Source organism: Flavobacterium jumunjinense (assembly GCF_021650975.2).
Classification (GTDB): domain Bacteria; phylum Bacteroidota; class Bacteroidia; order Flavobacteriales; family Flavobacteriaceae; genus Flavobacterium; species Flavobacterium jumunjinense.
Genome location: NZ_CP091285.1, coordinates 3276917 through 3300928, shown reverse-complemented (window position 1 = coordinate 3300928; position 24012 = coordinate 3276917). Strand labels below are relative to the sequence as shown.

Below are 24012 nucleotides of genomic sequence, written 5' to 3'. Positions count from 1 at the left end.
ATGCAAATTGTATTAAAAAAGAAAACATCAGAATTAGAATTCATTGCTTTAATGGCTTTTTTAATGGCCAATGTTGCCTTATCTATAGATTCTATTCTACCTTGTCTATCTGCTATCGGCAATGCGATTGGCAATTCGAAAAATAGCGATTTACAACAAATCATTACCATGATATTTCTAGGGTTAGGAATTGGTCAATTATTTTTCGGAACTATTTCGGATAGTTTAGGAAGAAAACCTAGTGTATTGATAGGTGTTTTAATCTTCCTCTTTTCTAGTTTCATTTGTATTTATGCACAGTCGTTAGAAATGATGTTGTTTGGTAGAGTTCTGCAAGGGATTGGACTTTCTGCTCCAAGAATTATTTGTATTTCTATTATTCGCGATTTATATAAAGGCAACCAAATGGCAAGAATAATGTCTTTCATTTCTGTAATTTTTATATCAGTTCCAATGGTTGCTCCTATTTTGGGACAATTTATTTTAAAAATGTACAATTGGCAGTCCGTTTTCTATTTTCAAGTCCTATTTTCATTTATTGTTTTAGTTTGGTTTTTTATCAGACAAGAGGAAACATTAATAGCATCAATGAAAATTAAACTGACTAAAAATCTTTTTATAAATGGTACAAAAGAGTTTTTTAGGTATAAAGACAGTGTCGTTTTTACTTTAATTTCTGGATGTATGACAGGTGGTTTTATGGTTTTCTTAAGCAGCTCAAAACAAATTTTTCAAGACCAGTACGGACTTATAGATGAGTTTGCCTATATTTTTGCAGGAATCTCATTTTTTTTAGGAGTGGCTACATTTCTAAATGGTTCATTAGTCGTGAAATTAGGAATGAAAAAACTGTCTACAAAAGCCTTATATCTGTTTAGCTTTTCTGCTTTAGCATATTTGGTTCTCTTTTATAATACTCAAAATCCTCCTATCTATATTCTACTTTCTTTTATGGGTATTCAATTTTTATCATTAGGATTTATCTTTGGTAATGTAACCGCTCTTGCTATGCAACCTATTGGTCATATTGCAGGAATTGGAGCTTCATTAAGAGGATTTATCTCTACAATTATTGCCGTTCCATTTGCTATAATTGTGGGGTTATTTATCGATAAAACAGCTATTCCTTTATTCTTAGGTTTTTTATCTTGTGGACTAATCTCTTTATTTCTTTTACGTTTTTTACCAAAAGTAGATTAATAAAAAACGATACTCTTAAAAAAGTATCGTTTTATATTTTATAAAATAATTTGATTAATTAAGCTTTACCATACTAATTTTCTCTAAGGTAACATTCACATCTCCTGAACCATTTTTCTTGATGATTACTTCAAAATTTTTATCAGTGTCTAATAAATCGTCCGATACATAATAAGAGTAATTCAGTTTTACACCATTCTCTCCAATCGTATGATTCTCTCCCGTTCCATGATCGTGAGCCACACCAAAGAATGTCATTGTTCCAACGTATTGATCCTCTTCTCCAGGATAACGAAGATAAACTTTATAATAATCTTTTGGTTCTTTATATACTACTACATCTAAGTTTAAAACCACATTTGTATTGGCTTCACTTTTAAATGCTTTATTCGTGTTTTTAGAGAATTTACTTGCTACTTTATGAACGAAAATAGCGTCTCCAAGTGTTCTATCTATTTTTTGTTCCCAAATAATTTTCTTTTTTGGATCTTGAAAAGAGGCTTTATTCATAGTTGCTTTTTCATTAGAAGCCAACACCATATCTCCATCTGTATAAAGTAAATTATCATAACGATAATCTAAATTAAAAACAACATCATACATTTGTGCTACAGTATAAGTCACTCTGTCTCCATTAGGAGCAATAAATTCATATTGCCAAGGATATTTTTCTAATTCAGCTAAAGTAGGTCTTTGTCCATAAGAAGTAGCTTCCCAAGATTCCCAAATACGATCCACCATACTGTGATGTAACCAAAAAACAGGGTCAAAACCAGCAGAAGGTACGTTTGCCATTAAACCTGAATAATCATCTAATTGATAAATTTCATTAAAAAAAGTTTCACTTGGATTAGCATATGTTCCTCCAATTAGATCATGCATATAACCATGAGGCGAACCTTCTAAACTTCTACTAAAACCAGCATCTCCTGCAAAAGAAGGATTGGTCTTTAATTCATTAATAGCCTCTTCAATATCATTCACATTTTCAGTAGGAATGGGTTGCCCATTATTAAGTACACTATATCGTGCTTGTTCATACAAAGAGGTTTGTTTATTACTTAATAAACTTGGCATTGTGTTGTTTTGTCCATAATTCCAATAAGGAAGTGCAAAATCAGCTTTCCCAGATAAATCTCTAACAATTTTTTCTAAATACCAAATGTACATTCTGTGCCAAAGCAGAAAATGTAATTTTGCATTTTGAGAACCGTTATGTGTACAATCTCCCCAAGCCCATAATTTATCGTCACTGTTCTGATATTCTGGACAAAGTACATTTTTCCCATTAATGGTTCCAGGAATATTATGCATTGCTCCCTGATAATACCACGCTAAACCATTCTCACAGCCCATTTCTCGCATTTTCTTGAAAGCTACATTCATTGCTTCCAAATCGGCTTGTGCTTCTGGTGAAGAAGCATTTAATCGTACATACTTGATGTTACTTTTGTTTTGACTATAGCTCATGCCTGTCATCAAAATCGTTGCTAATAAAAGAATTACTTTTTTCATTTTGTTTGTTTTAATTACTATTAATTGGATATTTGTTTGCTTTATAATACCTCTACTTCAAAAGTGAGGATTTCTGAATATTCTGGATTTGCCTTATCATAGATCTTAAATTTAACGACTCCTTTTCCAGTTTTTTGAGCAGGAATTACATGAATGGCAATAAATCCTTGCTGATCTGCATTCAATTTGTTAAAAACAGAACCTTTTGGAATCCCAATCTGACAAGCTCCATGTTGACACATTGAACAATCCCATTCCTTTGGAAAAGAATTATATACTGTTTCCCAAACTAAGTATATTGGTTTGTCGGAAGTGTTTTCTACTTTAATTTTTGAAATATCCAAACGTTTGCCTTTTGTTAAACTTTCCTTATTGATTGCATTACCAACAACCGAAAAAGTAGATTTGCCTTGCGCAAAACCGATGAAAAAAGAAAAGAATATAATAATGCTAAAAGTGATTGTTTTCATGTTCATTTGCTTTAAGTATTAATTAAAAACTGAAATTTTTGCTTTGTGTTTCATTTGGTTAGTTTTTGATTCGATGTATTGATAAATAATAGTATCTTTTTTATTTACTTCCGCTAAGGAAATAGATAATTCAATACAATCGCCTGCTTCAAGTAGCACTTTCTTATTTTTAGAAGTAGCAACAATAGCATTCGTTTTTCCAAAAACAAGACCTACCTCTGTTTCTAACGGAAATAGAATTTCGTTTCGATACAAACCAGCATTTACAATACGAAGTACAATCTTTTCACTTCGGTCAACATACGTTTGCAAACCCCTTGTTTTTTTAGTAGCAACACCATTAATTAAAAAGTGTTTCGGTTCATAATCTGGAAGTTCTATAGGTTTGTTTATATCATCATGTTCCAAATCCATAATTGCATCAGTATGCCAATTCGTATCAATTTCATAACTGCACCATAGCAACTCATTATTCTTAGTCACAGATGAAGAATCGGTTTTTTTTGATCTAATAATGACCACTCCGAACATTCCTGCTTGAAGATTAAATGGATAATTTTCTGGGCTATAATAAAGGTAAGTCCCTCTATTTTTAGTAGAGAAAGTATAAAAACCATGCTCCATATGGTCAATTGGTTGCTTTTCCTTAATAGATTGATGCGCTTCGTTTTGCAGTTCAAAATCAATCCCTTTAGAATATAATGAGACAGGATTACCTTGCGATATATTCCAAAAATCAATATGCACACTATCTCCTTGTTTCACTTCAATTAAAGAGCCAGGTAAGGTTACTTGCCCAGAAAGTGAATTACTAAAGCCAAATACTCTCAATTCTTTATTTTTCTTTACTATTAATTTCCCTGACGTTCTCCCAATAATTAATTTTTCATTTTGTGCAGACAATGAAATTGCGACAAACAAGAATATAATTATCAATAGTATTTTGTTCTTTATATGCATAAGCAAACGCTTTTCTATTTTCAATCAAATATAAAGTAATGAAATTAAGAAAAATAACGTAGAAATACCTGTTTTTGGTGAAATTTGATTGTTATGATAATGTAAAAACATAGGAGTTACTTATATTTGAATTTACAACACTATAAAATGAATAAAAAAATAATCATACTGCTTCTAATAATAAGTACTAATATCTGTTTTTCTCGAACAAGAAGCGATATAGACACATTATTAAATAGTATTACTACAACTAACTCTAAAGGAATAAACACTACAATAGCAGCAAAAAAAATAATTGCGAAAGGGACTTCTATTTTATCAACTTTATCGACTTTTTTTACTGATGCTTCTCGTACCAAAATTTATTCGGAATGTCATAATCGAACTTTAACAAAAGGTGAAGTTGCGATAATCATTGCAGATAAAATTAAAAGAATGCCTTTTTTTGAAATGACAAGAATACAAAACTGTACCCTCACTTTTTGTGATGATAATCCTAATTTAATTGAGTACTACTTTAGCTATATTGATATCAATGAATTTCAAAGTCGGTATAATCAATGGCTTAAAAGAGAGGAAAAGCAATTAAAAACGAAATAATTTATAAACTACTCATTTCAACAAAATGAAACAATTAACTTTCTTATTCTTAACTCTTATACTATTTTCGAAAACTACTTATGCTCAATATCAAGAATTAGAAAATAATGAAAACTTTAAAAAATATAAAAGTGTAAAAATTATTAACTATTATGATAAAAACTGGAAATCTGGCTGGACAAAAAAGATACGATTAAATGACGGAAGAATAGAAAGTATAAGTAACTATTTAAGGTCACGATTAACAGTAAAAGTAATCCATAAATATGATGAGAAAGGGAATCTTATGTATAAAATACAAGACCAAGACACTCTCAAATATAGTTATATTTATAACGATAAAAACCAGATAATTGAAATGAATAATTTTTGTAAAGAAATGTATTCTAATTTCAATCATCAAAATTTACCTCAAATTATAGAAAGATCATGTAAAGGTGGAGTTGACAGTCTATTTGGTTATCGCTATGAATTAAAATACGATGACAAAGCAAATGTTATAGAACACAAAACATTCTCTAAATTTGAAGGTGTTTTTAGAGTTGAAACCATAAGTTATAAATATGATACCCATAATAATATTATTGAATTAAAACGATCAAATATTCCAGAAGAAAAGTATCCTCGAATAATGATTGGAGGTAGGGCTCATCATGAAGTAGAAAAGTTTAGATATGTGTTCAATGAAAATAACCTTTGGACAGAGAAATACTGGATTGTTGAAGAAAAAGAATGGTTAGTTGCAAAAAGAAAATTTAAGAAAAAATAATTTGCAATGAATTTAAAAATTAAACACAGTATTGGTTTATCATTCATAATAGGAATTATAGCCGTTCATTTCATTTTAATATATCAACTTTTAGAAGGAGAACAGATTATTAATCTATATATTGGAATGCTATTTTTACATACTATTCCGTGGGCTTTTTATCTGTTTTTAGGGAATCTAATTCTTTTGAAACTTAGTTTTAATGAAAAATGGGGGTTATTATTTACTGGTTTTATTTTAATTGTATTACTTATAAATTGTATTTTAAAAATAGCAACAAACTTCGATTATTTAGCTGTATATTATGTCTTTGTATTTCTTTTCTGTCTTCTTTTAGTACGATATTGGAATAAAAACCTTAAAACCTAATATTCATTTTCAATACTTTTTTACGCAATCATTTATCCAGAAACAGGTATAAATTCAATATGTTTTTTGTCATGAAAAATCATTATTTATAGTGAAGCCAACTCACATTAAAAGAAATATTTTTACAACAGAAAGTAAAACTTAACTTAAATGGAAAAATACAGCTCATATAGAAAAACTGAAGAAATCTATTTCAATTGGAATGAATACATTCTTGCACCAGCTTTAGCACTTCTAGTTGTATCAATAATTACCTATATCAGTTTATACTTTTTCGGAACTATTTTTACTGTATTTCTAATTCTCATTGGTGCAGGAATTATTAATAGCCTTTGGTTAGGCTTAAAAAGTTTTTCTCCCAATGGAAATAGTCGTTCTAGACCAAAAGTGCCTTCATTTATAGCTTTATTGTCTTTTTTAAGGACTTATGTTATTGTACTTTTCATCTTAGTAATTGCCAATATTGGTGCCTATGTATTGGTAGTACATCAAAAAGAAAACATTTTATATGCAGGGTTGTTTTACTTTTGGCTGGCAATTGTTTTTGGACTTCCCATTGCCTATTTCGTCTCTAGAGAAATTATTGCTTCACGAAAACAATATGCGCAAGCATTAAGATATACCAAAGTTCACTTTAAAATAAAATATGACCCTGAATTTTTATTACAAATCGATGAAATAGCCTTTTTAAATACCCTTAAAAAAAGAGGTGCTTGGCTATCATTACATCAAAAAGAAAAAAACGATTCATCCGTTCCTTTGGCTTCATTAAATATAACAGCAAGAAATGAAATCCTCTTTTCACCAAGATACCATGAAAGCATATTTATTCCTATAAATACAAATCAATTTAAAGTGGCTTACTTTTCAGTTATGGAAAATGTTTATTATGAAGATATAATAACATTTCCTTACGAAAAATTACATTTTGAAGAAAATAAATACCCAACTGACGAACCCCAAATTCTAAGAGGTAACAAAACCGATACAATCACTATTTCTTTCTTTAAAAATGGAAAAATAAAATTATATAGCGGTCAAAAGCTTCTTTTAGAACATTCCTTACACGTTTCTCAAACCATTACTGAAGAAGAAAAAAACATTGCAAAAGAAGTTTATATAGAAAAACGTGGTTTAAACAAAATTACTTTACAACCCGAATTGAAAGCTATCATTGAGAAAAGAACAAAACTGAACGAAACTTTTTTTTCTTGGGACTTAACTGTAGCAACTCCACAAAAACACTTAATAGAAACCAATTATTATAATGCTGACAGTGAAGATATAAAAATAGTAGCTGATGAAGTAACAACCACTAGAATTGAAAGTACACTTCCTCATTCTTTAGTCTGTTATTGTTATGCAAATGGCATAAGAAAATGGACTACTATTGAAATTGACACAGCAGTATTGTATGCTCTTTTATTAAGTAAAAAAGCTACTACTTTTGAACTTAATCTTTCCTTAGATGTAGTTACAGCAACTATTCAACTTAACCTAAACATTAACAATCAACCTTCAAATTTCAATGCTTGGGAAAATAATAATGTAGAGCATAACTTATTAGAAATAACTACAAAACTAAAAGAACAAGAAGAAAACAAACGAAAGGAAACGCTGTATACTTGTATTTATGAACACATGCAAAAAAAAGAATATGCTATAGCTGAAGAAAAATGCAAACAGGCCATTAAAGAAAATCCTTCCGACGGTATTTTATATTTTTATGAAGCACGCATTGTATTCTATCGTTACGGAAAAGAAGCATGCTATGATAAAGAAGCCTATTATATTGAAAAAACGAAAGATGATCGTTATGGTTTATCACGCATTTATAACAATTATGGCTGTTTGTTAGACGACGACAAAGAATATGAAAAAGCACTACCCTATTTTGAAAAAGCTGCCGATATTTGTCCTGAAGATGTGATGTATACTGCGAATATTGCAGAAATTCATTACAAGCTAAAGAATGTAAAAAAAGCAATCTATTTTGCAAATGAAACCCAGAAAAAAGGCTATATTTCAGAAATGATGACAACAATTATTAAAAACAAAGGAAAAATATAAACAAACGCAATACTACTCATGAAAAATTTATTATTGTCTTTACTTTTTTTAATTTCCTTTAGTACTTTTTCACAGCAAAAAACTAAGCAGGAAAAGAGAGAAGAATGTATTCGTAGTACTAATTATAGCTTTAAAAAAAGATTATCGCTACTTTCCATAGATTCTATTACCGAAATAAAAGTAGTTTCTCATATCACAAAGGTTGGTGGTCATGGAGATTCTTTAATAAAATACTTCAATAATCTAAAGGTTAAAGAGGACTATTTTAATGAGAAAGAATTTCATGAAGTTGAAACATTGACACTATCTCAAATTGAAAAATTAACCGATATATTTTTTAATTATAATAACAAGTCAGGAATAGTCATTGTAAAAGGTTGTTATATGCCTCGAAATGCAATAATTTTCCTTGATAAAAACCAAAAAATACTGGGATACATCGAAATTTGCTTTGAATGTTTAAACTATAGATCAAGCAATAAAGCGCTGACAATAGGAAGCTATTGCTCCGAAAAATATGATTTAATTAAAGCAGTATTTAAAGAAAGTGGTATAACATACGGAATTACGACATGGTAAAAATCAATTTAATCGTGATAAAAACCAATGCCATTGCAATAATAAAGCAACAATATGAAGCATTAGGAATAGTATTCGATTATCACAATCATAACAATGGACCTTTTCATTATGCTGCAACTCTCGACGGTTTAGTTTTTGAAATCTATCCATTGCCAAACAACACTACTCAGCCAGATACTACTTTACGGTTGGGGTTTGAAGTACCTCATCTAGAAGAAACACTACAAAAGTTGGCATTATCCCACTGGAAAATTATCAAAGAAATTGCCCTAACATCCTATGGAAAAACTGTTATTATTGAAGATTATGATGGTAGAAAAGTAGAACTGAAACAACAATAAACAGTACTTAAATTGTTCCATAAAATTCCATTCCGTAAAACAAACAATATAGCTACTTAATTACTGTTTTTCGTTCTATTTTTTAATCTAAAAAAACCAAGACTTCAATTTTCTCGTAAGTGTATTTAAACCTAAGAAGTAAAACACCATGAGAAAATTTATCTTAATAACAACAGTATTCCTTTTAACACAAACAACTGCTTTTAGTCAATATATGAACTATCAATTCTATGAAGACTTCTTATTTACGTATGTTTCGGAAGATGGTTATGTAGATTATGATGCCATCTATGAAAATCAAACCGATTTAAGAAAAGTAATAGACCGATTTGAATCTTTAGAAACGTATCCTAACTGGAGTAAAAATCAGGAATTATCACATTGGATCAATATCTATAATGTATATTCTATAAAATTAATTGTAGATAACTTCCCTATTAATAGTATAAAAGACATCACACAATCGTTCGATTTACGTTTTATACCCGTTAAAAATCAATATGTTTCTTTGAATTATATTGAAAAAGAAATATTAAGCAAAACATTAGATGAACGTGCACATTTTGCTATCAATTGTGCTTCAATATCTTGTCCGAATATCAATAGAGTTCCTTTTTATGCAGATACAATTGAAAATCAACTGGAAGTAGCTGCTAAAAATTTCATTAACAACACCACTAAAAATGATATCTCTAGAAAAGAAGTGAAACTTTCTAAAGTATTTGACTGGTTTGCAAGTGACTTCTTAAAAAACAATGCTTCTATTATAGACTATATTAACAAATATGCTGATACACGCATAAAAGACAATGCACAAATTGAATACTTAGAATACAATTGGAGTTTAAACAGCCAAGTTAAATTTATAAATAAAGAATTTTTAGCCTCAAACTAGTTATATTTTGTTTTTTTGTTTTATTTTTTACTAAAAAGCTACACTATACCCAAAGGGTTACTTGTAGCTTTTTTTTATTAGAATAAAACAATTAAATAACTCCAATCTTTTTCATTAAGAAAGTAGCACTTTTATTTTTACAAATACCATTGCGTAAGGTATAATCAAAATGCAAATCGTCATTGTTAATTGCTACTTCAAAACATTTGTTTATTAATGCTTCAGGAGATTCATCTGCTAACAAACATACTTCTATATCATGCGTAGCAATAGCACCAATTGCTTTTTGAGTCATCATTTTCTTTATCACTTCAACTGTTCCAGAACGTTTGTCATCGGAATTTGTACCTCGCAATATCTCATCTAACAACACAAAAGAACGTTGATTTTCTAGCGCATCCATAATTTGTTTTAAACGCTTAATTTCTGCATAAAAATAAGATTCACTGTCCGACAAAGAATCTGACAATCGCATGGAAACCAAAATAGGCATTGGATGAATGTTGGCTGCCGTTGCACAAACCACCGAACCCATTCCTGCTAATACCATATTTACGCCTAGACTTCTTAGAAACGTACTTTTTCCAGACATATTAGACCCTGTTAGAATAATGAACGATTGCGGTTGAAATGTAACGGTATTTGCCACTCTATTCTTCGCATTCAACAAAGGATGAGAAAGGTTTTCAAAACGCACTTCATGTTTTGTATTCAAAGTTGGGAATGTAAATTCAGGATTATTATAAGAGAAATTAGCCAAACTGTTTAGCATTTCAAACTCTCCTATAATGGACAACCAGTACTCTAGCTGTTTAGCATTTTTATTTTTCCATGCAATAATAGCTTTTAAACTATGCAAATGATACAAAAACATTCCATTCAAAAGCACAGTAACCAAAGGATTAGCAACACTGTCTAATATCGAAAACAACTTCGATAATTTCTGTAAAGCCACACTCGCTTTGTCGGAATTTGTTTTTAATGCACTTTGCAATGCTACTAATTTAGATGCTTTAAAAGTGGTTCCTTCTATATCATGAATCATTAGCCCATATTGTTTCACAATTTTGTCAATAGCAGTCGAAACTTCATTTTCTTGTTTAATTCTTTGCACATGTTTGAAAGCAAAACCCAAGTTAATTAAAAAAGAAATAAAGATGTAGGATGATAAATCGTTGGTATCTACCAAATAATCAGTTACGAAGAGGCTAATAAAGACAAGAGGTAATACAAAGGATAAAACAGTTGTTAACCATGGTAATTCTTCATTATTATCTTTACTCCAAGCTAATAATTTAGCATAAAATGAAGCTTCATCATTACCCAATTTAGCATTTGCCATAAAATCTTGTCGCCATTCTATTTTCTGAGCCAACTCTTTCACTGCTTCCTGATTGGCTACAATGTTTTCATTAGGCAATTGTTTCAATAAAGAAGCTGCTAATGTTTTCTTACCAATATAAGTATAGGTTCTATTTAAGTTTTGGAATAAAGATTTGTGTCCGAAAATATCCAAATCATAAGCATATTCATGGTGTACATCAGTACATTCAATTCCATCATCAAAAGGAATCTTTTCCCCGTTTAGAAAAGCCAATTCATCTGTATTAATGGCTACAATAGCTTCCTTATGCTTTTTTATTATTGCTTTCTTGTCATAAAAACGAAGTAAAACTAAAAACACTACAATAGCAACTAAACCGATATAAAGATAGGTCTGATTTCCAGTTACATACAGGTAATATCCCGAAAACAAGGCTGTGCCCAATGTGAATAACCTCAGAAAGCTTAAAATATTCAGTTCTTGCTTTAGTTTTTTTATTGCTGTTTGTTGTATCGTTCTTAATGCTGTGTATTGATCCATTTGTAAAATTTATAGTGCAAATATAATGAATCTGTGTTCAGTCTCAATATTCAGTAATCAGTTTACAATATTCAATTTACAATATTCAGTTTACAGTTATTAAGTTTTTTACTTTTTCCTTAAGTCTAATCACTAAATATTAATTACTAATCCCTTTTCAGTATCTTTGCAGCATATTCAATAAAAAATGATTTCACAAGAAACTATTGTTGCTCTTGCTACTCCATCTGGAGCTGGTGCTATTGCTGTAATTCGCTTATCGGGTAAAGATGCGATACATATTGCTGGTTCCGTTTTTCAATCGGTATCTAAGAAAGACTTAGCACAACAAAAAACACATACCATCCACTTAGGGCATATTGTTGCCGATAGTAAAACCTATGACCAAGTTTTAGTGTCTCTTTTTAAAGGGCCTAATTCGTATACTGGTGAAAATGTAGTAGAAATTTCTTGTCATGGTTCTACATTCATACAACAACAAATCATACAATTATTATTGCGTAAAGGAGCTAAAATGGCACAAGCGGGTGAATTTACTTTACGTGCTTTTTTAAATGGTAAGCTCGACTTATCGCAAGCTGAAGCTGTAGCCGATTTAATAGCTTCCGATAATGAGGCGAGTCATCAAATAGCCATGCAACAAATGCGTGGTGGTTTTAGTAATGAGATTGCTAAATTGCGTGAAGAGCTATTAAACTTTGCTTCTTTAATTGAATTAGAATTAGACTTTGCAGAAGAAGATGTAGAGTTTGCGGATCGATCTGCTTTTAATGATTTATTAAGTCGTATTGAATTTGTATTAAAACGTTTGATTGATTCTTTTGCAGTAGGAAATGTAATTAAAAACGGAATTCCTGTTGCCATTGTTGGAGAGCCAAATGTTGGGAAATCGACCTTATTGAATGCCTTATTGAATGAAGAACGTGCCATAGTTTCTGACATTGCTGGAACGACTCGCGATACTATTGAAGATGAGTTAGTCATTGAAGGGATTGGTTTCCGTTTTATAGATACTGCTGGAATTCGCGAAACGAAAGACGTAGTAGAAAGTATTGGTATTCAAAAAACTTTCGAGAAGATAGAACAAGCACAGGTGGTTTTGTATTTAGTGGACAGTTTACAGTTGACAGTTGACAGTTTAAAAAGCTTAAAGGTTGAAACAGAAAAAATCAAAAATATGTTTCCTTTAAAACCAATTGTTGTGGTTGCCAACAAAGCCGATTTATTAACTGAAAAAGAGATTACAAACCTACAAGAACAACTTACAACTTATAACTTACAACTTATAACCATAAGCGCCAAACAAAAATTAGGTATCGATACTCTAAAAGAAACCCTACTCTCTTTTGTAAACACAGGGGCTTTACGCAATAATGAAACGATTGTGACCAATACACGTCATTACGATTCGTTATTAAAAGCGTTGGAAGAGGTACAAAAAGTGAAATGGGGATTAGACTCTGGGATTTCTTCCGATTTAATGGCTATCGATATTCGTCAGGCTTTGTTCTATTTCGGTGAAATTACTGGTGAAGTGACTAATGATGAATTATTGGGTAATATTTTTGCTAATTTCTGTATTGGGAAATAAAAAAAATCGGGTAAAATACCCGATTCTTTAGTGCTTTATAATTTTTTGAAACATTGTTTCATTTACAGTGATAATTTTAAGTAGGTATATTCCATTATTAAATTTATTCATGTCAATTTTAGAATCGCTTGTTGTTACTAATAACTTTCCGGATAAATCATATATTTCTGTAATAAAATCTTTATTCTTGATATCAATATTTACATAATCTTTTGTAGGATTTGGATAAACACTAATTTTTTCATTTGTACTAAAATCTTCAATAGATAAGGTAGTATCTGCTAATTTCCAAAGTTCAACGCCTTGTGTTGGGTAATTTCCACCAAAGTATATTTCGTCGTTAAAAACAATGGGTTGAAATGCTGAAACACCAATAGGCACGTTGGTAACACCAGTATTGGTTAATTCTTGTGTACCTGCATTAGTTCCATCAGTAACCCAAATTTGTTGGATATTATGTTCAAAAATAAGTTTATTATTTAAAACTGTAAATTTTTTGTCTTGCAATGAAAAATTAGGCGATTCATTATTCAGAGTACTTGCATTAACTACTTTTATTGTACCGCTTTCAGTACCATCCGTTTTCCAAATCTCATATTGATTCGAACCCGCTGTTCCATCTTGAGCAGCAACGTATAATTCATTATTTAAAATAAAGAAAGGATTATTAGAACCAATACCATTATTTAAATTACCAGGATAAAAATCCTTAACTCTATTCCAACCATCTGCAATTGAATATTTATACAATTCATTCCCAGTTACTTGATTCAACCCTGCATCATAACCTCTTGCAGTAAAATAAAGTTCATTGTTAAATTCAATAAAATCACCTGGATTACTCCCTTTTCCAAAAGAAGGATTTAAAGTATTTGGAAAAATGTCTGCCACCATAGTTGTTCCAACAGCAGTTCCATTGGTTCTCCAAAGTTCTCTACCATTCGTTCCATCGTCAGCAGAAAAGAACAAATAACCATCATATACAAATAAATCATTTGGATTTGAGCCAGAAGATAAATTTGATGCTGTTGAAGGATTTATTTCTAAAAACAATCCAGTTCCACTAGCAGTTCCATCAGTAACATACAATTCAGGATTTTCGCCTGGTGCACTATAAGCCGCGAAATAAATTTTCCCGTTGTAGGTTGTCATATAATTTGGTCCTCCTGAAAAAGCAGGATCTAAAATCTTAACTGTTCCTGAAGAAGTACCATCTGTTTTCCAAAGCGAATAAGGCCCTGAAACTTCTCGTGCCCAAAAATACAATTCTCCATTTAATTCTCCATAGAAATCGAGATAATCATAGTTAAGACTTGATCCATTTGTACCTGGATAAATATCCAATAAGACTTCAGTACCAGAAGCGGTACCATCTGTTATAAAAAGCTCTCCACCATGTGCTTGAGAAGAGGCGAGAAAAAGTAATTTATTATTAATTACTTTTAAAGGTTTAGGGTTATAACCCACACCATTTCCATTTATATCAGCCACTAAAGTAGCTCCTGAACCTGATGTTTTATAAAGTCTTTGTTGAAAACTAGTGGATGCATTAAAATATAGTTCTCCATTATATTCCATAAAATACCTTGGATTACTACCATCACTTCCAGCGTTAATTTCGGCTACTTGTGTAAACTGGTATTGTGCTATACTTAATTGACTAAGCCAAAAAAAAGCAATTAATATGTATATTTTTTTATTCATGATTTTTTTGTTTTTGTGTAACTGTTTATTTTTTTAGAATTTTATAGGTTTGAATTTGTTCTCCATTATCACTACTTAAAACTAAAAGATACATTCCTGAGGTATACTTTTCTAATGAAATTTGAGTTTCAAGTGAATTAATCGTATGAGTTAGGATTTGTTTTCCTAAATGATTAAACAAAGAATAACTTCCTTTAAAGTCATTTTGAAACTGGATAGTAACTAAATCATCAGAAGGATTTGGATAGACTTTTAATTCGTTAGACCAATCGAATTCTGAGGCCGATAAATTAGTTGCTGTAAGTTTCCACAATTCATTTCCATTAGAATTAAAGCTTGCTGTAAAAAACAAAGAATTGTTTACTACTGTAAAGTTTCTCTCATTTTCATTCAAGGGACCTATATTTGGGGCAATAGGAGGTGCAATTTTAATGGTTCCTTGTTGTGTTCCATTTGACACCCATAAATCAAAAATACTACCACTACCACTAGGATCATCACTAGCTATAAAAAACAATTCATTGTTGTAGGTATTTAGATAAAAAGGTCTACTATTTGCCCCAAATAGTGCAATATCTTTAACAAGATAGGTGTTATTTATACCTGTATTGCCTGTTGTAGCAAATAACTCCGAACCTATAGTAGGTCCATTTGCTCTCATATACATTCTATTTCCTAGTACTGTTAATTCAAGAGGGTCTCCATCTCCTGGAGCAAGAAAATTATGAAACAAGACCGTTCCATTTGTTGTGCCATCTGTTACCCAAAGTTCTCTTCCTACACTACCGTCATTGGCACTAAAAAACAATTTATTATTGAAAACTTTAAAAAAACTAATTGATGAACTATTTGCTCCAGGATTTATATCTTTTAATAATTGAGTACCAATAGTTGTACCATCTGTTGACCATAACTCTGAACCATTTGCAGAAGAAAATGATGGGAAATAGGCTTTATTATTGTATACAACAACATCAGAATTAATTTCATTTGCAAAATCTACATCGTTGTTAACCACTATCGTACCAGTTGTAGTTCCGTCAGTTATCCACAAATTTCTACGTAAAAAATTTTGAGGATTTCTAGCAAAAAAATACAAATTTCCGTTTAACTCAAAAAAATGTTGAGGGTCTGAATCTCCATTAGAATTAATATCTTTAACCAAATTTGTTCCATTTGTTGTTCCATCTGTTACCCAAAGTTCTCTTCCTGATGTGCCATCATTACCTGAAAAATATAATAAACCATTGAAAACAATACCTGAATATGTATTAAGTTGAACATTCTTTAAAAATTGTGTTCCAACTGTAGTTCCATCGGTGACCCAAATACCTGAATTTACACCATCATCAGCATTAAAATAAGCTTTATCGTTATAAACTTGAAAATCTGTAATATCTGAGTTCCCATTTAAGACAAAATCTTTAAGCATAAAAGTTCCTGCGTTAGTACCATCAGATATCCATGGTTCTCTACCATGTACTCCATCGTCTGCTGTAAAAATGAGTTTGTTGTTAAAGTAAGTAAATTTGCCTGGGTTAGAATCACCATTTGGATTAATGTCTTTTATAAGCTCAAAATTATATTGAGCATGTAATAAAAAACTGGAAAATAATAGACAAACATGTAATAAAGTAATTTTTTTAATTTTCATAAGTAAAGATTTTTAATTGTTTTCATCCACTTTTTAGCATAAAAAATGGGTTCACTTTATTCATTGGTAGAAAACCAATTAAAAAGTAAACCCAAAAACAAAAAAAATCTATCTTATTTCTTTTTTAAAACAATTTCCACTCTTCTATTTTTCATTCTTCCTTCCTCTGTTTCATTGGTAGCAACTGGACAAGCAGGTCCAACGCCTAATGGAGTTAATTGGGTTCCAAAATCACCATAATTATTCATTAAAGCACTTACAACTGCTGCTGCTCTATCTTCAGATAATTGCAGATTTGCATCTAACGAACCTACATCATCAGTATGGCCCACAACATAAATTCTAGATTTTGGATTTTTATTCAAATATTCTCCCACCATTTCCAGTACAGAAAAAGAGCTTTGTTTTAAAGTAGCTTTACCTGTGTCAAATAAGATTCCATCTAAAATTAATTTTCCTTCTTTTTCTAATTTTTCCTTGATTAGGTCTGCATTAATTGCAATTAAACCACTTTGTAATGCTTCTTGTTCGATTACTTCCACACATACTTTTACAGGTTTCCCATCATAAGTTGGAGTCATTCCTATTTCAATGAAATAAATTTTATCAGAAGTAATTATTTTACCAACCATATAGCGTTGGGCAACATGATAGGCTCCAAAATCATAATAATGTCCTGTTTCACCATTACTTTGTCGGTTGTCTTTACCGTAGACTTTTTCAAAAAACTTAGCACTATACCAAGCCGTTGTTCCATCACATTCACCGCCTTTACATTGGAACAAAATTTCGGCATTATTGGCTTTAAAAGCATCCTGATAATTTTTCATTACCTCAACAGTTGATTTACCCAAAGGAATTTCATACACAATTGAAGTTTGGTATCCTGAAACATCTAACCATTTTTGAGGCTCTTTTTCTGGTTTTCCAGCTTTAACAGCAAATTTTAATTCATTATAGTCTTTTTGGAAGTAATAAATAATTTTAGAACCAGGATAACGAGTCAATAATTCATGATCTTTTGCTTTATCAATATCTTGAGCTACTAATGACAAGCATGATAGCAACGTAACAAATAAAATTTTAATTTTCATATGTATAGCTTGTTTGTTCAGAAGAAGTAGTTCCATTATAGATAATTGTTGTTGTAAAAGACATTACTTTTTCATTTTCTAAAGTATAGCTCATGGTTACGTCAAAAATAGGTTGAGTAGTATTATTTACACTATACTCTTTAACAGATTTAATGTTATATTCTGGTAAAATATAAATATTGTTATAATCCGTATAATTGAAAATACGACTGAAATAAGGATAAATTTCAATTGGTGAAAATATAAATTGACCAAAATCCATTTGTTGCTTAAAGAATTTATAGACCGGATTTTTATGCGATTCGTACTCATATTCAGCATACGATGTTAAAACATAAGGCTCTGCAGGACTTCCTGTGCCTAATTGATCTACTCGAATAATTCGATTCGAAGAATCGTAAGTATAAGAAAAACGGGTTTGTTCATCATTATTCGTTATTGTTGCTATTCTACCAACAGCATCATAAGTAACATTGACAGTGTTTTCCAAAGAAGGATCGTAAAATTCAAAGTCTGATATTCTAAAGTTGTTGTATATTAAATCCGTTTCATAAGTATCTACTTTAATTTTATTTAAAGAAAAATCAGGAGCTGGAGAATACAGGTATTCTACACCACTAGATTGATTCTCTACATCAAACGATGAAATTTTATCATTGCTAGTATAATTTACACTGTAATTTTTACCAAAACGATTTACACCAGATATCCATTTTCCAGAAGTATCATAATTAAAAGTAGTTGTTTTTGTTGTTATTCCTTGAGAAGAAGTGATGCTTTTAAGCTTTTTTTCTGGTGTTTCAACAGGATCACTATCATCATCTTTTGAACATGATGCAATCGTTAATAAGAATAAAATTGCTATTGTTTTTAATATACTTTTTGTCATTATATTTTTTGTTTTATGTTTTTACCAATTTGAATTAGTTTTTCTTTTATCTCTTCTGAATTTACTGTTTCTGAAGAATTAAAAAGTATCTCAATTAAATAGGCTTCATTAGACTGAAATTTAATTTTTTGAACATTTTGAAAATCAGGTTCCTTCCAATGATACGCATTTGCTCCAAAGCCGTCAATTGGAGTTGGTTTTATGATTTGCTGTTTAGTTCCCATAACTCCTTTTTCTATGTCCATTCGTAACATATTGGAGAATTTACGAGGCATATCCTCCATTTCTAAATTAGAAGAAATCGTAATCATGATTTGACTTGCTTTAGTAACCTCATTTGGATCATTCCATATAAATTCACATCTATTAGTATCTGGATATGGGTTTCTAGCATAACTTTCGATTGTTGAAATATCTATTCCAAAAGCTGAAGCAATATCATCCATAGAAACTAAATCACATGGATTGATTAAAGCTACTTTTTCCGAAACTACATTTTCTGTTGTCGCTTCATTACTATTTACATTTTCTTTTTTAGTAGTACAGCTAATTAGCAATACTACTACTATTACATTTATTATATTTTTCATTTCATTATAATTTATCAACTATATATGTAATTCTGAAGGTGTTGTCTCCATTTACAATTATAAAATAGTTGGGTTTACCCATTTTCACATCCTTAATAAGAATCGATCTTTGGTGAAAACCAAAGTTGATATCTTGTCGCAAGTTTTTTTCTTCTTGCAAATTACATTGTACATTTACTTGTAACTCTTGATTGGCTAATTCTCCTTTTATTAAATAAAATCGTTCCTTATTAATCGCTTTTTTACCTAAATAAAAAATAGCATCACCATAAACATCGTTATACTTTGCTCCTGCATTTTGCTTCACATCAAACGTATTAGAACCACCACTATAATCCCAAATTCTAGCTGGGTAATTTTTAATTGATGGTATATCAATAGTTCCTGATTTACTCTTTCCATATATTCTAACTCCTATCGCACCATAAAGTTGAATCGTACTAGCTAATTGCGATCTTCCAATGCATGTAGTTTGCATATCAATCACCTTAATTCTATAAAGCCCTGAATATGGAGAATCATCACACAAATTTGATTTTGTAGCTTTGGTACCATTCCATTTATCTGTTAGAGAATTGTTCCAACTCCATTTCCCCTTAAAAGCGTTACATTCCATGGTGAATTCAAAATTTCCTTTACTTCCATTATTTGTAAAAGTTCCTATAAGTTTATCACCAACAACAGTTGCTTCTATGTAACCAAGATTTCTATATTTCCCTTTAACCTTATTTCCAGTTTGCTCTAAAACAATTTTACCAAAATCAGTATTCCAAATACCACTCCAAATAGCGGATTTCATTGTAGTAGAAGGTTTATCATATATAATTTCTCCATTCCAATTTCCTCCTGATAATGAGGAATTCCAACCCCATTTTCCAGAAAATGTATTGGATACAAAACTCCATTTGAACGAACCCCATTTATTATCACCATGAGCAAAGGTTCCCACTAGATATCCCTGTCCATTAAATTTATCTACTATAAATTTACCCACTACGGTTCCTCTTTCTCCATAATCTCCGTATACAATTGAATCTTCTTGTATTAATTTTACTATACCAAAATCAGTCCTGTAAGTACCATCAACTTGAGCATAACAGAATTGAATTAAAAAGAGAACAATAACTATTTTTAGATTTTTCATTTTATTAGTTTTTTTCAATTTTAAAACCTATTGCTATCCAATTATCTTTGTCTTTTTTATTTACTAAATAATATTGCTTACCAAACTCGATGTCTTTGATTTTTATACTTCTTTGTTTCCAACCAAATTTATAATCTGGTCTTCCTGTTAATTTTTGTGTAACGTCCATTTGAACATTTACTTCCAAATTTTCATTTGCTAAATCTCCTTTTATATCAAATTCGATAATCCTATCGATATTATAATACATGTTAGAATCTGAAACTTTTATTAATTCATATATGCTTTCAGAATTTTCGTTACTACTATCTGGATTATTCAGACCACTATTTTGTTTCAGTTTAACAGGGTCTGAGGAAGAAATATCCCATAGTCTTGGTTTCTTATTTCCAATAGCTTTAATTTCAACATTACTTGAAGTTGACTTTCCATACATCCGAATTCCCGCTGTACCAAAAATATCTACATTCCATGTTAAAGGATTATCTAAATCATAAAAAAAAGTGTCAATATCCGCTTTTATATGTGTGAGTGTTACTCTATATCTTCCCTCATAATCTCTTTTCGTTTTTATACTACTAGTTGAATTACTTAATTCTTGTGAAACTGTTGTTAAGCCTCCAGTAGCTTTTGTATAATTTGTAGCCGATGTACTATTTCCTCCTGTCAAAGAAGTAAATTCAGCTACAGTCATCGGTTTTAAAAATTTTGCATAAAACTTAACCTTTTCATTAGTATTTAATTTTCCTATTTGTCCATACCAAGCTGTTATATTTTCACTGTTTTCTGTTTTTATATAACTTTTGTAAAGACTATACTGAGTATTTTCATGATAAAACGAACCATAGGCTACCGTTTTCAAATCATTGTCTAGTTTTCCGAAAAAAGATTTTCCATCATCAAATTTACCTACCAATCGTAACCCTTTTTGTTGTAAGTTTAGTTTTTTATTAAACACTCCTGGATAAGCATTGAACTCGTATTGTCCAGTCCATTTGTCCATTTTTAAACTTGGAAATGCATCAGATTTTAAAGTTCCTGTCCAATTGCCTTGATTTTTAGTATCTCCTTGCCATTTCCATTCACCAGTAAATGATTTATTGTCTGATGCTAATTTGAAATAGAACTCTCCTACTTTTCCATTATTGGTAAACTTCCCATTAATAGTATATCCTGTTTGTATGGCATCAATTATACCTATTGAAGAATAATCTCCGTATACAATTTGACCTTCGTGTATAAGTTTTACTTCACCAAAGGAAGTATTCCAAGTGCCTGTAAAATTTTGTGCTTGTAGTAGTATTACAAACAAAAATGTAATTATTGTTGTGATTTTTTTCATTTTGTTTTCAGTATGAAATAATTAATAAATGATTATTACATCGGCAATTTTTACCTGAGTATTAGTGTTTATCATAGCATAATACGTTAAACTACCGTTTTCTGATTCATTCGTAATTGAATAATTTTCACCACTATAAAACAATGTTGATGCAGCATTTCTATCAAAAAATAAAAAATCTCCATTAGATAAAAAAGATGAAATAAATGCGAATAATTTATCTTGATTTGCGTAGATACCTCTAATACTTGGTACTATGGTTTTAGAAAATACAGAGATATTATTTGAAGAAATTCCTATCAAATTCTGATTTTCTCCATAGGTGAGGGTTCCTGAGTCTGTTCCATTGGAATAATTATAAGTGCCATTAGTAGTATTATAAGTTAAACCATAGGGTTCATTTTGTCCAGATATTGAAACTGTAGCATTCTCTCCACTATAAGTTACAGAAAGAATTTTAGCAACATTATTGAATGTTTGAGTAATTTGAGAAACTTTTTTATCTGGATTATAATTGATTGTTCTGTTCTTAACACCATCAACATTGGAAATCTTCATTGCCGATAGTAAACTATTTTCATTATAGCTAAATTCATACAAAGTAGTTGTTGTCAAATTGCCTTGTTCTGAAAAAGTATTAAGTATTACTTTTTTAGCATTTCCTAATGTTTCTTGTTGTGGAGTAGCATCATCATCTTTAGAACAGGATACCAAAGAAAGGGTTGATACAATAATGACACTTAAAATATATTTTTTCATTTTTTTAAATTTTTAATAGAATAACTCTTCTTTTTTAACTTGAATAAAATTCATTACAGGATATTTACTTACAATCTTTCCTTGCATAGATTTCCAGTTTTCGGGTTTATTAGCATCTAAAAAAGTCCCTGCTTTTCCCGAAAATTCAATTACCACTTCATCTTGATTTAATTTTGATAGTGTAGCCTCTCCATCTAATAAAGTATACGCAAACCCATTTTCCTTAGCAATTACAATAGTTACTACTGTACCATTAGCGTCTTTAGGAGCTAACTTTCCATCTTTATTTTTTCCAATAATAGGCTTGACGTCTAACATATCTTTCAGTCCTGAGAAGGATATATTAATCTTTGCATCTTCACTATCAATAGAGAAAACCATCATCTGTTTTCCTGCTGTATTCATGATAGTTTTAAAATTTTCATCTTTACTAAATAGATTTTGTCCGTCATAAGTAATTTCAATTTCAGCTTTATTTTGATTGGCTCTTTCTATATTCTCAGAAGCAACTCCCACTTGATCTAAGGTTTTCTCAATTACTGAATTAGTAACACTTTCTGTTGCTTTGTCTTTTGCATTTTGACAGCTTATAAATACTAGAATTGTGACTAGAATTAAATTGATCTTTTTCATATTATAATTTTTGGATTTTAAACAAACTCATATTTATCATTCTCACTTTTTCGTCTAAAGCGACTACTTTCATAGTATTTTGCTTTTTAGATTGTTTATTGAAAAAAGTCATTTCCATAACATAACCATAATCTGTATTTAGAAGTTGCATTGGATTTTCTTCTTTTTTCTTGGAAAATAATTTTGACATCCCTCTTAAATAATCTTGGTACTCAAATTTTACATCGGGTGCATACCAAGCGTTTATTCTTCCTTCTTCATAAGTAATAGTATATTCATGACAAGTATAGCCGTTCATTACTTTGGTTTTTCCTGTTTTCTTTACTGTGGGAACAACGTCTGACGCTTCTTGACTAGAAATACTTTGGTTCCCCATTATCTTTTCCATCCATTCTAAAGACATTACTTGGGCTGTTCCACTAGAAATATTTAACATAATCGCAGATTCATTTTTCATATCAATGATAAAAGGACCTCCATTTTTTTCCATTTCTGTGATCAAAGCCTCTTTGCCATAACCTTGTTTCATAGTTGTTTTTTTACTATTTACGTTTACATCTTCTACTTCAATAATGGCTGTTACAGGAAAAACATATTTGGGTTCATGAGTAGCATTTCCCATTTGAGCAATCATTTCTTGTGTATCAACATTTGATTCTTTACTTGCTTTTTTCTGTTTTCTTTGTTTTTTCTTTGTTATTTTTTTAGGGGCTTCAAAAATAGTATCTACAGTCGCTTCTGTAGTTTGATCAATTTTCTCATCTGTTTTTCTTTCCAAAGCACGTTCCATAGACTGTTGGGCTTTGTCTTGTAATCTTTTAAAAAACTGAGCATTAATGGAATGACTAAAAATAAAAGTCATCACTAACATTAGATAGATTTTTTTCATTATTTGTAGATTTTAAATGTTTATTGCTCATTTGTAGAAAAAAAACCAAAAGGTAAACCCATAAATATTATTTTTGCCTTAAAGTTTA

Annotated in this window: 23 protein-coding genes; 9 read left to right on the top strand and 14 right to left on the bottom strand. The window is 30.3% G+C overall.

Annotation, left to right across the window (positions count from 1 at the left end; genetic code table 11):
• On the top strand, positions 1-1200 hold the full coding sequence (locus L2Z92_RS14915) for a multidrug effflux MFS transporter (protein WP_236455060.1): 1200 nt from the start codon (positions 1-3) through the stop codon (positions 1198-1200).
• A 54-nt stretch (positions 1201-1254) separates the two neighbouring features.
• On the opposite strand, the gene L2Z92_RS14910 is transcribed toward L2Z92_RS14915, so the two are convergent.
• Genes L2Z92_RS14910 through L2Z92_RS14900 form a run of 3 tightly spaced genes read right to left on the bottom strand, consistent with a single transcriptional unit; the run spans position 1255 to position 4145 of the window.
• Entirely contained in the window at positions 1255-2715 is a 1461-nt protein-coding gene (locus L2Z92_RS14910) for a tyrosinase family protein (RefSeq protein ID WP_236455059.1), read from the bottom strand.
• Positions 2716-2756: 41 nt separating this feature from the next.
• On the bottom strand, positions 2757-3185 hold the full coding sequence (locus L2Z92_RS14905; protein ID WP_236455057.1) for a hypothetical protein: 429 nt from the start codon (positions 3183-3185) through the stop codon (positions 2757-2759).
• Between the two features lie 18 nt (positions 3186-3203).
• The gene (locus tag L2Z92_RS14900; RefSeq protein ID WP_236455056.1) at positions 3204-4145 is read right to left on the bottom strand and encodes a multicopper oxidase domain-containing protein; all 942 of its coding nucleotides are present in this window, start codon (positions 4143-4145) and stop codon (positions 3204-3206) included.
• Between the two features lie 147 nt (positions 4146-4292).
• Here L2Z92_RS14900 and L2Z92_RS14895 point away from each other — a divergent pair, with 147 nt between their 5' ends.
• From L2Z92_RS14895 to L2Z92_RS14865, 7 genes are all read left to right on the top strand, one after another.
• On the top strand, positions 4293-4745 hold the full coding sequence (locus tag L2Z92_RS14895) for a hypothetical protein (protein ID WP_236455055.1): 453 nt from the start codon (positions 4293-4295) through the stop codon (positions 4743-4745).
• 25 nt (positions 4746-4770) lie between these two features.
• Positions 4771-5514, top strand: a complete 744-nt coding sequence (locus L2Z92_RS14890) for a hypothetical protein (protein ID WP_236455054.1) — start codon at positions 4771-4773, stop codon at positions 5512-5514.
• Positions 5515-5520: 6 nt separating this feature from the next.
• The gene (locus tag L2Z92_RS14885) at positions 5521-5883 is read left to right on the top strand and encodes a hypothetical protein (RefSeq protein ID WP_236455053.1); all 363 of its coding nucleotides are present in this window, start codon (positions 5521-5523) and stop codon (positions 5881-5883) included.
• A gap of 150 nt (positions 5884-6033) precedes the next feature.
• Entirely contained in the window at positions 6034-7953 is a 1920-nt protein-coding gene (locus tag L2Z92_RS14880; protein WP_236455052.1) for a tetratricopeptide repeat protein, read from the top strand.
• A gap of 18 nt (positions 7954-7971) precedes the next feature.
• Positions 7972-8532, top strand: a complete 561-nt coding sequence (locus tag L2Z92_RS14875) for a hypothetical protein (protein WP_236455051.1) — start codon at positions 7972-7974, stop codon at positions 8530-8532.
• Positions 8526-8876 (top strand): VOC family protein, encoded by a 351-nt coding sequence (locus L2Z92_RS14870; RefSeq protein WP_236455049.1) that lies wholly within the window; start codon positions 8526-8528, stop codon positions 8874-8876. Before L2Z92_RS14875 ends, L2Z92_RS14870 begins: the two co-directional genes overlap by 7 nt.
• A 148-nt stretch (positions 8877-9024) precedes the next feature.
• A complete protein-coding gene (locus L2Z92_RS14865; RefSeq protein ID WP_236455047.1) occupies positions 9025-9771 on the top strand; it encodes a DUF547 domain-containing protein in 747 nt (248 codons plus the stop codon).
• 91 nt (positions 9772-9862) lie between these two features.
• Here the strand turns inward: L2Z92_RS14865 and L2Z92_RS14860 are convergent, their stop codons facing one another.
• Complete coding sequence (locus L2Z92_RS14860) at positions 9863-11635, bottom strand: MutS-related protein (protein ID WP_236455045.1); 1773 nt, start codon at positions 11633-11635, stop codon at positions 9863-9865.
• Between the two features lie 187 nt (positions 11636-11822).
• On the opposite strand from L2Z92_RS14860, the gene mnmE reads away from it, so the two are divergent.
• Complete coding sequence (gene mnmE, locus L2Z92_RS14855; protein ID WP_236455036.1) at positions 11823-13226, top strand: tRNA uridine-5-carboxymethylaminomethyl(34) synthesis GTPase MnmE; 1404 nt, start codon at positions 11823-11825, stop codon at positions 13224-13226.
• 27 nt (positions 13227-13253) lie between these two features.
• On the opposite strand, the gene L2Z92_RS14850 is transcribed toward mnmE, so the two are convergent.
• The 10 genes from L2Z92_RS14850 to L2Z92_RS14805 form a co-directional block, all read right to left on the bottom strand.
• Positions 13254-14930: a T9SS type A sorting domain-containing protein gene (locus tag L2Z92_RS14850; RefSeq protein ID WP_236455035.1), complete on the bottom strand. Its 1677-nt coding sequence runs from the start codon at positions 14928-14930 to the stop codon at positions 13254-13256.
• 25 nt (positions 14931-14955) lie between these two features.
• Entirely contained in the window at positions 14956-16584 is a 1629-nt protein-coding gene (locus L2Z92_RS14845) for an ELWxxDGT repeat protein (protein ID WP_236455033.1), read from the bottom strand.
• Between the two features lie 113 nt (positions 16585-16697).
• Positions 16698-17678 carry an OmpA family protein gene (locus tag L2Z92_RS14840; RefSeq protein WP_236455032.1) on the bottom strand — a complete coding sequence of 327 codons (981 nt, stop codon included), beginning with the start codon at positions 17676-17678 and terminating at the stop codon, positions 16698-16700.
• Positions 17668-18567: a hypothetical protein gene (locus L2Z92_RS14835; protein WP_236455031.1), complete on the bottom strand. Its 900-nt coding sequence runs from the start codon at positions 18565-18567 to the stop codon at positions 17668-17670. Before L2Z92_RS14835 ends, L2Z92_RS14840 begins: the two co-directional genes overlap by 11 nt.
• Complete coding sequence (locus L2Z92_RS14830) at positions 18567-19157, bottom strand: hypothetical protein (protein WP_236455029.1); 591 nt, start codon at positions 19155-19157, stop codon at positions 18567-18569. Before L2Z92_RS14830 ends, L2Z92_RS14835 begins: the two co-directional genes overlap by 1 nt.
• 4 nt (positions 19158-19161) lie before the next feature.
• Positions 19162-20301, bottom strand: a complete 1140-nt coding sequence (locus L2Z92_RS14825) for a hypothetical protein (protein ID WP_236455027.1) — start codon at positions 20299-20301, stop codon at positions 19162-19164.
• A gap of 4 nt (positions 20302-20305) precedes the next feature.
• The gene (locus L2Z92_RS14820) at positions 20306-21643 is read right to left on the bottom strand and encodes a hypothetical protein (protein WP_236455025.1); all 1338 of its coding nucleotides are present in this window, start codon (positions 21641-21643) and stop codon (positions 20306-20308) included.
• Positions 21644-21664: 21 nt separating this feature from the next.
• Positions 21665-22402, bottom strand: coding sequence for a hypothetical protein (locus L2Z92_RS14815; RefSeq protein WP_236455016.1), 738 nt, complete (start codon positions 22400-22402; stop codon positions 21665-21667).
• 12 nt (positions 22403-22414) lie between these two features.
• Positions 22415-23035 carry a hypothetical protein gene (locus tag L2Z92_RS14810; protein ID WP_236455014.1) on the bottom strand — a complete coding sequence of 207 codons (621 nt, stop codon included), beginning with the start codon at positions 23033-23035 and terminating at the stop codon, positions 22415-22417.
• Between the two features lies 1 nt (position 23036).
• Complete coding sequence (locus tag L2Z92_RS14805) at positions 23037-23924, bottom strand: hypothetical protein (RefSeq protein ID WP_236455012.1); 888 nt, start codon at positions 23922-23924, stop codon at positions 23037-23039.
• Positions 23925-24012 lie beyond the last annotated feature (88 nt).